This window comes from Neisseria perflava, from assembly GCF_024170405.1.
GTDB classification, from domain to species: Bacteria; Pseudomonadota; Gammaproteobacteria; order Burkholderiales; family Neisseriaceae; genus Neisseria; species Neisseria perflava_B.
In genome coordinates, this window is record NZ_JALJYC010000017.1 from 49,723 (window position 1) to 62,472 (window position 12,750).

Below are 12,750 nucleotides of genomic sequence, written 5' to 3' on the forward strand. Positions count from 1 at the left end.
GCTTGGCTGCTAACCAAGCAAATCCAAACGAAACACGCCGCGCAGGGCGTTGCTTAAACGGATTTCCTGCGCTTGGGCAAGCATTTCCCGCGTTATCCGGCTCTCGCGCACGCTGCCCGCGCCCAAATAGCGTTGCGGGTCGGCCAAGACCGCCTGCCGCATGACGCCGTTGAGAATATCCAAATCCAAGGCGGGCGTGTGCCATTGTCCGTCGATGTTCACAAACACATTGCTGCGCCCGCCTTCCAGCAGCAGGCCGTCTGAATTGAATAGCAAACCGTCAAACGCGCCTTGCGCTTCGGCTTCGCGCCACACTTTATCCAAGATTTCGCGGCGGTCGGTTTTGAAACGGCGCAGGTAGTCATGCGCAGGCAGCGTGTGCGGCGAAACCGTCACGCGCTGAACGCCTTGCAATTCATTAATTTCGGCATGGCTAAAATGCAGGCCGTCTGAATTTAACAGGACTTTCAGACGGCATAAGGCCGGCGGCATGGCACGGATATAATCTTGAATCTGCGCGGCAAAATCATCGGGCAGAACCAGATTGAAGGCAAGGGCGGCGTTTTTCAGACGGCCTGAGTGCAAGTCCCACAAGGCGCAGCGCTTGCTTTCAATACGCATGGTTTCAAACACGCCGAAATCGGGGCGCAGGCTGCTGAGAAAACGCGCTTTCCAGCCGCATTCTTCATATTCCGCCTGCGCATCGCTGTCAATCACAATGCCCGAGCCGACGCCGTATTCGCCGCGATAGAGGCCGTCTGAAAGCGGCGCAAGCTGAAGGGTACGGATAACCACGTTCAACACGCCTTCAAAGCCCAAACCGCTGTCGCACGGATTGAGAAAGCCGATACTGCCGGTATAGAGGCCGCGCGGCGCGATTTCCAAATCTTCAATAATCTGCATGCTCATGCGCTTGGGCGCGCCGGTAATCGAGCCGCAGGGGAAGGCGGCGCGGAACACATCGGCGGCGGTCACATTAGGCTTCGTTTGCGCCTCAATCGCGCTGGTCATCTGCCACACGCTGCCGAAGCGCGACACCTTAAACGGCTCGGGCACGCGCACTTTGCCCGTTTGCGCGATTTTGCCCAAATCGTTGCGCAATAAATCCACAATCATCACGTTTTCGGCGCGGTTTTTCGGGTCGGCCTGCAATTCGCACGCGCGTTGCTCGTCTTGGCCGTCATTGAGAATCGGCGCCGTGCCTTTCATCGGTTCGGTGGTGATGAGGCCGTCTGAATGAATGTTGAGGAAGAGTTCGGGCGAGAAACACAATGTCCACGTATCGCCACCTTCGTTGTCGGGCAGGTGTAGCAGCGCGGCATAGGGCACAGGCTGGCGCAGGCGGCGGTACAAATCAATCGGATTGCCGTAGGCGTTGAGGTGTAAGCGGGTGGTGTAGTTGATTTGGTAGGTGTCGCCGCGACGGATGGCGGCGTGGATTTTGCCGATGGCATCGAGATAGTCGGCTTGGGCGACATTGCTTTGCGGTGTGGAAATACCGGCGGGCAGGCCGTCTGAAGATTGCGCCAGCCAGCTTGCCGCGTCAACGCTTTGGCAGTCGGCAAACCAGTGCAGCGCCAGTTGTCCGCTTTGGGCGGTGGCGACGTTTAACAGCGGCGCACCGAAAGCGTAGTCTGCGCACAACACCGCATGCAGCCCCTGCGCCCAGCCTTGTTGCAGCAGGGAATCGAGCGTATCGAGTCGGTCGGCGTTGAGAAAATGCGTTTGTCGGTGATTTTGATACAGTTTTGCTTGGCCGCTGAGGGCGTCGTCGAGCAGGGCGAAGAAAGACATGGCAGTGCTGCAAATATTTTGATTATACATGATTTTTCAGGGTAAAAAAGCGGGCGGCGCAGCCGGATAAAAATGTGTAATTTAGTGTAGGACGGCGGTGGCGCAAACAGGTAAAATAATGCTAAAGAATCATCATACCATGACAAATCGCGATAAATAGAACAGGAGTTACCCATGACAGACCATCAATTACAACCGTTTGAAACCATTGATGTCAGCGGCCAAGAGGATAAATTGCAGGTATTTGAAAGAGCCGTGTTGGAGCATAAAGGGCTGGGCACGCCGGAAAATTCCAACAGCGCCCCTCTGCCGGAAAGTTATCCCTACAAGCAGCGTATGCGCCGTTCCACTTATGAGGCGGAGAAGAAAAAGCTGCAAATCGAATTGCTGAAAGTGCAGAGCTGGGTGAAAGATTCCGGCCAAAAAATCGTCAGCCTGTTTGAAGGCCGCGACGCGGCGGGCAAGGGCGGTACGATTAAGCGCTTTATGGAGCATTTAAACCCGCGCGGCGCGCGCGTGGTTGCTTTGGAAAAACCCACCGCCACCGAGCGCGGACAATGGTATTTCCAACGCTATGTGCAAAACCTGCCGACGGCGGGCGAAATGGTGTTTTTCGACCGTTCTTGGTACAACCGCGCCGGTGTCGAGCGCGTGATGGGCTTTTGCGAACCTAACGAATACTTGCTCTTCATGCGCCAAACGCCAGAATTCGAGCGTATGCTGGTGGCCAGCGGTATCCATCTGTTTAAATTTTGGTTTTCCGTGTCCCGCGAAGAGCAGCTGCGCCGCTTTATCTCGCGCCGCGACGACCCGCTGAAACACTGGAAACTCTCGCCTGTCGATATCCAGTCGCTTGACCGCTGGGACGATTACACCGAAGCGAAAGACGCAATGTTCTTCCACACCCACACCGGCGACGCGCCGTGGACGATTATCCGATCCGACGACAAAAAACGCGCACGTCTCAACTGTATCCGCTATTTCCTGCACCAGTTGGATTACCCGGGCAAAGACGTAAACGCCATCGGCAAGGTGGATGAGAAAATCGTGTTGGTGCCGAAAACGCGTTATCAGGAACGCAATATTGATATGGCGTAAACGTAAGATTTTGATGTAAATGGCAAAGGCCGTCTGAAAATATTTTCAGACGGCCTTCGCGTATTTTTAGGGCGGCACACCCTACGTCGGTTTTGCGGGAAATCTGCTGTTTTGCAAGTCAAGCGGTGGGCAGCAAATGCCACTTACGCCTCTCCCTCCAACCCCAACGTCTCCTGCGCCGTTTCGGTCAGTTTCTTATCCAATTGCTTGCCCGCTTTTACGCCCAGCAAACGCAGTTTCTCCGCCCGTCCGACCAGATTGCCACGCCCTTCGGTGAGCTGTTTGTAGGCCGTCTGATACTGGCTTTGCGCCTGCTCCAGATTTTTGCCCACGCCTTCCAGCGTGGTGACGAAGCCGACAAATTTGTCGTACAGTCGTCCGCCTTCTTCCGCAATCGCCAGCGCGTTTTGGTTTTGCTGCTTGTTGCGCCAAATATGCGCCACAGTGCGCAATGTCGCCAAGAGCGTGCTCGGGCCGGTGAGCATAATGCGTTTGTCGAAGCACTCTTGAAACAGATTGGCGTCGTGTTGCAGCGCGGTGAGGTAGGCCGGTTCGACCGGGATAAACATAAATACGAAATCCAGCGTGTTGACGCCGGCCAAATCGGTGTAGTCTTTTTGCGCCAAGCCTTTGAGGTGGGCGCGGATGCTGGCGGTGTGTGCGTCCAGCGCGGCTTGCGCTTCCGTTTCGTCGGTGGCTTGGGTGTAGCGCACATACGCGGTCAGCGATACTTTCGAGTCAATGACAATCTGCTTGCCGTCGGGCAGGTTGACCAATACGTCGGGCTGCAAACGGCGCGTGCTGCCGTCTTCTTCCGTGCGCGTGGCGGCGGCCTGCACGATATACTCGCGCCCTTTTTGCAGGCCGGAGTGTTCTAAGACGCTTTCTAAAATCATTTCGCCCCAGTTGCCCTGCGCCTTGTTTTGCGTGCCGGTAAGCGCGTCGGTGAGGGCTTTGGCGTCTTGGTGCAGCTGGTTGTTTAGGGATTGCAGGCGCTTGAGTTCGGTTTCCAGCGTCAGGCGTTCGCGCGATTCTTTTTCGTAGGTGTGTTGCACCAATTCGGAAAAGCCGTGGATACGCTCGTTGAGGGGATTCAAAAGCTGCCCCAAGTGCTCTTTGTTTTGCTCGGTAAAGCGGCGGCTTTTTTCTTCCAAAATGGTGTTGGCGAGGTTTTGGAACTGGTCGCTCAGGCTTTGCCGCGCTTCTGTCAATAGCGCCAGTTTCTCTTCGGTGGCTTGGCGTTCCTGCTCGATTTGGGTGTGCAAGCGCTCGTTGCGCACCTGCAAATCCTGCGCTTCTTGCTGCAATTCCTGATAATCCTGTTTCAGACGGCCTGCTTCTGCTTCGCGCTCCTGTAAGTGTTCGATTTGCTGACAGGCGGCGGCAAAGCGGATATGGGATTCCTGCGCTTCGTCCAGCAAATCTTGGATTTGGCGGCGGCAGTCGGCCAGCTCGCCCTCGGCACGTGCTTGCGCTTCGGCGGCATACTGGTATTGCTGTGTGCGCTCGGCCAGCTCGTGATTGAGCAGAAACTGCTGCGACTGGGCGGCGTTGCGGGCGAGCAGCCAAGTGATGAGTGCGCCGAAAAACAGGGCGGCGAGGGCGGTTAAAATCAAAAGCGTGGTGGCGGACATGGCAAAAGGCCGTCTGAAAAAGGAAACAGGCAACTATATCATGTTTGCCGCATTTTCAGACGGCCTTGAGGAGGAGTATGATGGGCGTTTTAAACAGGAGGGCAAAATGGCGGATTTTCTGCATACGGTATGGTTTGCGCTGAATGTGACCCTGCCCAGCGTGTTGCTGCTGGGCATGGGCATATTGCTGCGGCGGCTGGGCATGGCGGACACGAATTTTATCGCGCAGGCCTCGAAAATCGTGTTTTATTTCGGCATTCCCTGCCTGCTGTATTCAAATTTAATGCAGAGTGATATTCATGTGGGCGAGCAGGCGGATATGCTGCTGGCGGGCGCGGTGTCGGTGTTGCTGTGTTATGCGTTGGGCGAAGTGTATGCGTGGAAATTCGTGCCGGACATCCGCGATAAGGGCGTGTTTGTGCAGGGCGTGTTTCGCGGCAACTTGGGTTCGATGGGTTTGGCTTATGTATTGAATGCCTACGGTCAGCAGGGGATTGCCGCCGGTGCGGTTTATACCGGCGCGATTACGTTGTTGTTTAATATTTTGGGCGTGGTGAGCTTGAGTCGCGGGCAGGAAGGCTCGTTGTGGGACAAGCTGCGTGGCACGCTGAAAAAAATCATGGTTAATCCGCTGATTCTGGGTATTTTGGCGGCGCTGGTATGCCGCTTGGTCGGCTTTATGCCGCCGCAGTCGGTGATGAAGGGCGTGGACTATGTGGCCGATTTGTCGGTACCTCTGGCGCTGATTTGCGCGGGCGCGGCCTTTGATTTCAAAGTGTTGTCCAAATTGGGCGATTTGTCGATGTTGGCGAGTATCGGGCGTTTGATTGTCGCGCCGGTGTTGACCGTGTTGGTCGGCTTGGCCTTCGGCTTGCAGGGCATGGCATTGGGCATTTTGTTTTTGATGACCGCCACGCCGCTGGCCGCTGCCGCGTATCCTATGGTCAAAGCGATGGGCGGCAATGATGTGATGGCGGCTAATGTCGCCGGGATTACCACCATCGGCTCGGGTTTGAGCGCGGCGGTGGGGATTGTGATTCTGCGCAGCTTGGGTTTGATGTAATTTTAGAACTTTTTTCTCACGGCAAGGCCGTCTGAAAACCAGATTTCTGTGAAATTGAAACAGATATTCGTTTTCAGACGGCCTTTTTGACGGCCAAAACCGCCAAATTATTGCCAAAAGCAATCGTAGAAATAATTTTCCGCTAAAGGTGATTTGATTTATATCAATGTTTAAAATTCAAATATCCTATTGAAATTAATCATATATTTTGTAATTTGGTATCAATTTGTCTCTGAAATGCAACAGGTAAATTTGGTGGTTTTACTCTAAAATTTTACGGTGTGTAATTGTCTTGTAATCAAGACATCGGTGTCATGAAAACAGACATCGGTGTCATTTTCAAAACAAAATATTTCTTATCAATTTATATTATTTAACAAGATTTTTTAGGCATTTTCTTTGCTGAAATATTGTATATCTTAACAAATAAAGCAGTATGATTCGTTCCGTCGGCAAGGTAAGCGCTGTGCCGACAGTGAAAGGTGTTAGAAAATAACACCTAAGATGGAAAGGAAAGACAATGAAAAAATTGATGACGCTGGCTGCAGCCTCCCTGATCGGTATGTCAGGCGTGAACGCCTCTACTGCTTTGATTGCACAAAACATTGCCAACGCTGCCGAATAAGCCGTTGTAACCCATAATTCAAATACAAAACCACATTTGGAAAACACCAAAAGGAAAGAATCATGAAAAAATTGATGAAACATGCTGCTGCTTCTTTGATCGGCATGTCCGGCCTGAGCGCTTCTGCCTCTATGCTGCAACACAACGCGATGATGGCGCAATACATGATGGACAACGCTGAATAAGGCCGTGCCGCAGGTTTAGCTGAAGAAAAAAGCATAAAACAAGAACAACAGGAAAGATTACTACTATGAAACAATTGATGAAATTGGCTGCCGCTTCCTTAATCGGCATGTCCGGTCTGACCGTCAGCGCAACTGCCGTTGCCCAACAAATGACCGAAGCTGCCGAATAAGCAGCCATACGCGAAAAGATTTTACGATTATTACGCAACACAAACATAAAAAAAGCATAAAAGGCCGTCTGAATTCAGACGGCCTTTTCCGTTGTCGGGCTTATTGTCCCGGAAGGAATGGGAACGGCATTACAACACCATTTTCGGCAACCAAGTGGAAAGCGCGGGCACGGCGGCGAGCAGAATCAGAATCACCATGACCATAATCAGAAACGGCGTGAGCTGTTTCACCAGCGGGCTCATTTTCACTTTGGTCTGCGCCATCACCACAAACAGCCCCAGGCCGACCGGCGGGGTCAGCACGCCGATGGCCGTTGCCACCGCGCACACCACGCCGAACTGTACCGGATCAACGCCGAGCTGTTTCACCACCGGCATCAGAATCGGCACCAAGACAATCAGCGCGCTGATGTTCTCCAAAAACATGCCCAAGAAAATCAACACTGCAATCACCAACACCATAAACCAAAACGGCGAAGTGGTCATCGAGGTAATCATGGCCACAATCTGATTGGGCACGCCTTGGAAGGTCAGCGCCCAGCTCAACAGCGAAGCCGTGGCAATCAGGCCGCAGATGGTGGCGGTGAGGGTACATACCGACAGGAAAATCTCAAACAAATCGCTGATTTTGATTTCGCGGTAAATCAGGCAGAGGATAAACGCAATCAAGGAAGCTACCGCGCCCGCTTCGGTCGGGGTCATCACGCCGGCGGCAATGCCGACGATAATCACCACCGGAATCGAGCCCGGCAGAATGCCGTCGAGCAGGACTTTGGAAATCGGCTGATCCGGCGCGATGTGGGAAGAGGTTTCCGGAATCTGCTTGGTAAACAGGGAAAAACCCAATACCACCGCGCACAGGCCGAAGAAAATCAGCGTGGCCAGAATTACCCCCGCGATAAACAGCGGGATAATCGGCTGCACTGCCACCACGCTGTAAATAATCATCAGCATGGAGGGCGGGAAAATCGGCCCGAGCAGGCCGCCCGATACGGTGACCGCACTGGCAAAGGCCTTGTCGTAGCCTTGTTTTTCCATCGGCGGAATCATCACGCGGCTCATCACGCCGATTTGCGCCACGGCCGAGCCGAGAATCGATGCCGCCAGCGCGTTGGTGGCGAGATTGGTGTAGGCCAGACCGCCTTTGAAACGGCCGACAAACAATTCGGTCACGGCAATCAGGCGCTGGGTCAGGCCGCCCTTGTTCATGATTTCGCCGACCAATACAAACAGCGGAATCGCCAGCAAGCTGCCGGTTTCCAATGAATTGTAGAGTTGCAGCGGCACGCTGGAAAACAGAATTTCCTGCCCGCCCGTAAAGATAAACAGCAGCGCGGCGCACAAAATCGCGGCGTAAATCGGAAAACCAATCAACAACAACGCCAAAAATACGATTAAAGTCAACATGGCTCACACTCCCGACATATCATGATGGAGGGGTTCGGACAATGTGCCGGCGCAGCGGTTGGCAATCAGCACGATTTGGTGGAAACACAAGAAACTCAAGGCCAGCGGCAGCGCGATAAAGCTGTACCAGCGCGGCAGGCCGGTGGTACCGCTGATTTCGGTTTGCACTTCGGGGCGCAATACCCACTGCCACGCATACGCGCAGACCGCCGCCATCACGGCCAGCAAAAGAATGTCCAAGACCAGCGCCACGGCGGTGTGGCCTTTTTTGCCCAAGGAATTGAGCACGAAATCAATGCAGATATGGTGTTTGGTGTAGGTCAGATACGACAGGCCGAAGGCGGTGATAAAGGCCAGAAACTGGGCGCAGATTTCCTCCGCCCAAAACAAGGGCGCGTTGAAGAAATAGCGCAGCACCACTTGGGCAATCATCACCAGCGTCAGCGCGGCGCACAGCAGCACCAGCAGCCACTGCTCGCCGGCGGCAACGCCTTTGTCGAGACGGTTGAGTACGGAAAGGGACATGGTTTTTCTCCTTTATTGTTGTGTGGGATTGTTATCGTGTAGGGTGGGTTTTAACCCGCCATTTCCCTGCGTTTGCCAGGTGGTGGGTTAAAACCCACCCTACATCTGTTACTTCGCAGTTTTCGCCTGTTGGTAAAACTGCTGAATCTTCGGATAACGCACGGTATAGCTTTGGCTGACTTTTTCGCCGATGGCGGTAAACGGTTTCAAATCCACTTTTTGCAGTTTCGCGCCGTCTTTGACCACGGTTTGCAGGTTGCTTTCTTCGGCGGTCACGGCTTGGGTGTAGCCCCAGATTTCCGCCTCTTTAATCGAGTCGGCCAGCATTTTGCGCTGCTTGTCGTTCAAGCCGTCCCAATAGCGTTTGGACACCACAATCACCGACGGAAACGCCATGTGGTTGGTCAGCGCCAAATTCGGTGCCTGCTGGTGGAATTTCATGCCGACCAGCGCGTCCAAGTCGATATCGACCGCGTCTAAGAGATTGGTGGTCAGGCCGGGGGCGACTTCGGAGAGCGGCAGCGGCGTGGGCGCGGTGCCGAGCGCCTGCCAGTAGTCTTTGTAAACGGGATTGGGGAACACGCGCACTTTTTGGTTTTTCAAATCGGCGGGCGAAGAAATTGTGCGCGAGGACAAGACATGGCGCATACCGGCAAAGCCGTAGCCCATGCCGACCATGCCGTGTTTGTCCAAACTTTTGAGCATGTCTTGCGTGACGTGGGTGGAAGCGGCGGCGGTGGCATGGTGCACGTCGCGGAAGAGATAGGGCAGAGACCAGCCCATAAAGGCCGGTTCGCGGTTGGACACCGGGCCGACGGTTAAAATCGCCATCGGCAGCGCGCCCGAGCGCAGCATGTCCATCATCAGCCCTTCCGAACCGAGTTTGCTCAAGGGGCTGACGGCAACGGTCATTTCGCCGCCGCTTTTGCTTTTCAGGTTTTCACCGATTTTCAGCGCGACTTTGTGCCAAACATGGGTAGGCGGTGTGACATGGCCGAGTTTCAACACTTCCTGCGCTTGAGCGCCGATCGCGGCGGTGCAGAGCGCGGCGGCGGCCAAGAGGCGGGTAAAACGGGGAATGGGATTACGCATGGCTTTTCTCCTTTGTTTTGCTTTTGTTTTATTGTGGTTTTCAGACGGCCTGGCGGTGTTTGGGGTGTGCGCTTGGGAAAAGGCCGTCTGAAAAGGTACAGATACAAAAAGGGTGTGTGCGCAACGCTTGCACGCGGATTCCAGAGCCTGAATTTTTGAATTGTTCAAACCATCCAAAAGGTTGGGGAAAGCGCGTGTATGGTTGCCCCACACACCCTTATATCTATATCGGCAGTACCGGCTTATTCGTCTTCATCCAAGCTGGTTTCTGCCGTCCAGCCGTGCAGCCAAGCCATGCCGTCATACAGCTGCTCTTGGCTGCGGCCTTTCTACAGCGAGTTGCGCACCAAGCGATCCACACCGTCGGCATGGTAAACACGACCCATTTCGCGGGCGGAGTGCAACACGCGGGCGGTACGCGGAATGCGCACGCGGTCGTAGTGGGCGAAGGCTTTATCGTAATCAAAGCCGTATTTGCGCAACACCAAACCCAGGACCACAGCGTCTTCCAACGCCTGACATGCGCCTTGCGCCAGATACAGCGTCATCGGATGGGCGGCGTCGCCCAAGATGGTAATGCGGCCGAAGCTCCAGCGTTCCACCGGGTCGCGGTCGGCAGTCGCCCAGCGGCGCCATGAAGTCGGGCGGTCGAGCATTTGGAACGGCATCGGGTGTACGCCTTGGAAGTAAGACAACACTTCTTCTTTGCTGCCGTCGGTCACGCCCCATTCTTCTTTGTTGCGGCTGTGGAAGGTGACGACCAAGTTATATTGTTTGCCGCCGCGCAGCGGGTAGTGCACCAAGTGGCATTTTGGGCCGGCACATACCACGGGTGCGTTTTGTTTCAAATCTTCCGGCATGTTGTCCGCATCGACCACAGCGCGGTACACCACATGGCCGGTTACTTTGGCTTCGTCGCCGATGAGCTGCTGGCGTACCACGGATTTCACGCCGTCGCAGCCGATGATGGCGTCGGCGGTGTAGCGGTTGCCGTTGCTGTCGATGGCGGTGGCGCTGTTTTCATCTTGTTCGACCGCCACGATTTGGGTGTTGACTTGGAAACTGATGTCGGGGTTTTGCAGGACGGCTTCCAAAATCGACAGGTGGATGTCGGCGCGGTGAATCACGGCATACGGGTTGCCGAAACGCTTGCGGTAGTTTTCGCCGACATCAACTTCCACCACACTCTTGGCATTGGTGCCGTCCATCAGGCGCAGATGGTCGGTAAACACGGCACGCGAACGCGCGGCCTCGCCGACGCCCAAAGCGTCCAATGCGGCAAAAGCGTTGGCACCGAGCTGGATGCCTGCGCCGATTTCGCCGATTTTTTCAGCGCGTTCCAATACCAGCACCTCGGCACCTTCGCGTGCCACGGCTAATGCGGCGGCCAAGCCGCCGATGCCGCCGCCAATCACGATGATTTTGGGTTTGCTGTTTGAGTTCATGGTGGTTCTCCTGTCTTGTTTTTGTTGGGGTGGCCGTTTGAAGTTTTCAGACGGCATCATGTTTTTTGTGTAGGGTGGGTTAAAACCCTCCCTACAAAGTTACTTAATCACATCCGGCTGGTTTTCCGGCGCCGCTTTGATAAAGGCGGGGTGTTGCCGCGCTTTATCCGCAATCGCGTTCAAGAGCGGATACGGGCTCAAGTCGCACTTCATGCGCTGGGCGTTGGCCAGTTGCGGAATCAGGCAGCAGTCGGCCAAGGTCGGGCGGTTGCCGAAACACCAATCGCCGCCGCCATGCCGTTTGACCAATTCTTCCGCTTTGGCCAGACCGTCGGCAATCCAATGCGCATACCATTGGTTTTTCTGCGCGTCGCTCAAGCCCGAATCGGCTTGTAAATAGCGCAGGGTGCGCAGGTTGTTGAGCGGGTGGATTTCGCAGGCAATCAGGTAGCTGAACTCCAATACCCGCGCCCGCAGCTTGGGCTCGTCGGGAATCAGCAGCGGCTCGGGCTGTTTGCGGTCGAGGTAGTCGATAATCGCCAGCGACTGACCCAGTTGGAAACCGTCGTCGTCCAAAGCGGGCACCAAACCGACGGGATTAACATCAGTATAAGGCGCGGCCGACTGGCTGCCGTTGCGGATATTGATGCCTTCGATATCCGCGTCCAAACCTTTCAGGTTCAGCGCGATACGCACGCGGTAGGAAGCGGAACTGTTGAAAAAGCTGTACAGTTTCATGGCATGATCCTCAAGCGACATCCACTTTCAATTCGCCCAAACCGTCCACGCCGACCACCATTTTGTCGCCGCGCACTACCGCGCCCACGCCTTCCGGTGTGCCGGTGAAAATCACATCGCCGGGTTCGAGGGCAAACAGGGTAGAGAGGTAGGCCACGGTTTCGGCCACCGACCAAATCAGGTTTTTAATGTCGCTGCGTTGGCGGTCGGCGCCGTTGACGGTCAGCCAGATTGCGCCGCTGTCGATGTGGCCGACTTTGGAGGCGGGGTGTACCGGGCCGACGGGGGCGGAGTAGTCAAACGCTTTGCCGATTTCCCACGGACGACCCATTTCGCGCATTTTCATCTGCAAATCGCGGCGGGTCATGTCGAGGCCGACGGCATAGCCGTAGATATGGTCAAGTGCGTTTTCCACGCTGATGTCTTTGCCTGCTTTGCCGATAAAGGCCACCAGCTCGGCTTCGTAATGCAGGTTGTCGGTTTGCGACGGATACGGGAAGGCGTAGGTGTCGCCGTCGGCCACCGGCACGACGGAGTCGGTCGGTTTGCAGAAGAAAAACGGCGGTTCGCGGTCGGGGTCGAAACCCATTTCGCGGGCGTGGGCGGCGTAGTTGCGGCCGACGCAGTACACGCGGCGCACGGGGAACAGATCATCGCTGCCGGCAACGGGAACGGCGGTAACTTCGGGCGGGGTAACAACGTAGGACATGGCGTTTCCTTTCGAGATTGATTGAATCAATTTGGCGGGATGGGTTTTAACCCACCGTGTTATCTAAAATTCCAAAACTTTGGTGTAGGGTGTCACGCGTTTTCCCGCATTTCATTTTTCCAATCGTTGCTTTTTCAGACGGCATCGCTTGGGGAAGACCGCGTGCGCACCTTGCGCCACACACCCTTGTATATTGAAATCAATATATCATAGCAACCAAACAGGCTGCCTGCCTCAGAATGCACCCTTGGATCTCCATATCCGT

General features: G+C 54.9%; 11 protein-coding genes. 3 read left to right on the forward strand and 8 right to left on the reverse strand.

The features are described from left to right. Positions 1-9 precede the first annotated feature (9 nt). Entirely contained in the window at positions 10-1,794 is a 1,785-nt protein-coding gene (locus J2T37_RS07530) for a bifunctional chorismate-binding protein/class IV aminotransferase (RefSeq protein WP_253354999.1), read from the reverse strand. 174 nt (positions 1,795-1,968) lie between these two features. On the opposite strand from J2T37_RS07530, the gene ppk2 reads away from it, so the two are divergent. Continuing rightward, on the forward strand, positions 1,969-2,892 hold the full coding sequence (gene ppk2 / locus J2T37_RS07535; protein WP_253354989.1) for a polyphosphate kinase 2: 924 nt from the start codon (positions 1,969-1,971) through the stop codon (positions 2,890-2,892). 143 nt (positions 2,893-3,035) lie between these two features. Here the strand turns inward: ppk2 and rmuC are convergent, their stop codons facing one another. Further along, positions 3,036-4,526, reverse strand: coding sequence for a DNA recombination protein RmuC (gene rmuC / locus J2T37_RS07540; RefSeq protein ID WP_253354990.1), 1,491 nt, complete (start codon positions 4,524-4,526; stop codon positions 3,036-3,038). Between rmuC and J2T37_RS07545 the strand changes: the two genes are divergently transcribed. Together J2T37_RS07545 and J2T37_RS11525 are read left to right on the forward strand one after the other, a co-directional pair. After that, positions 4,465-5,589 carry an AEC family transporter gene (locus J2T37_RS07545; RefSeq protein WP_253354991.1) on the forward strand — a complete coding sequence of 375 codons (1,125 nt, stop codon included), beginning with the start codon at positions 4,465-4,467 and terminating at the stop codon, positions 5,587-5,589. The two genes, rmuC and J2T37_RS07545, sit on opposite strands and share 62 nt — an antisense overlap. Before the next feature lie 687 nt (positions 5,590-6,276). Next, positions 6,277-6,399, forward strand: a complete 123-nt coding sequence (locus J2T37_RS11525; protein WP_301286368.1) for a hypothetical protein — start codon at positions 6,277-6,279, stop codon at positions 6,397-6,399. Between the two features lie 299 nt (positions 6,400-6,698). Here the strand turns inward: J2T37_RS11525 and J2T37_RS07550 are convergent, their stop codons facing one another. From J2T37_RS07550 to J2T37_RS07575, 6 genes are all read right to left on the reverse strand, one after another. Beyond that, positions 6,699-7,976 (reverse strand): TRAP transporter large permease, encoded by a 1,278-nt coding sequence (locus J2T37_RS07550; RefSeq protein WP_253354992.1) that lies wholly within the window; start codon positions 7,974-7,976, stop codon positions 6,699-6,701. Between the two features lie 3 nt (positions 7,977-7,979). Further along, entirely contained in the window at positions 7,980-8,501 is a 522-nt protein-coding gene (locus J2T37_RS07555; RefSeq protein ID WP_253354993.1) for a TRAP transporter small permease, read from the reverse strand. Positions 8,502-8,609: 108 nt separating this feature from the next. After that, positions 8,610-9,593, reverse strand: coding sequence for a TRAP transporter substrate-binding protein (locus tag J2T37_RS07560; RefSeq protein WP_253354994.1), 984 nt, complete (start codon positions 9,591-9,593; stop codon positions 8,610-8,612). 329 nt (positions 9,594-9,922) lie between these two features. Continuing rightward, positions 9,923-11,038, reverse strand: a complete 1,116-nt coding sequence (locus J2T37_RS07565) for a 3-hydroxybenzoate 6-monooxygenase (RefSeq protein WP_253354995.1) — start codon at positions 11,036-11,038, stop codon at positions 9,923-9,925. 99 nt (positions 11,039-11,137) lie between these two features. Beyond that, entirely contained in the window at positions 11,138-11,776 is a 639-nt protein-coding gene (gene maiA, locus J2T37_RS07570; protein ID WP_253354996.1) for a maleylacetoacetate isomerase, read from the reverse strand. Between the two features lie 10 nt (positions 11,777-11,786). Then, complete coding sequence (locus J2T37_RS07575; protein WP_253354997.1) at positions 11,787-12,485, reverse strand: fumarylacetoacetate hydrolase family protein; 699 nt, start codon at positions 12,483-12,485, stop codon at positions 11,787-11,789. Positions 12,486-12,750 lie beyond the last annotated feature (265 nt).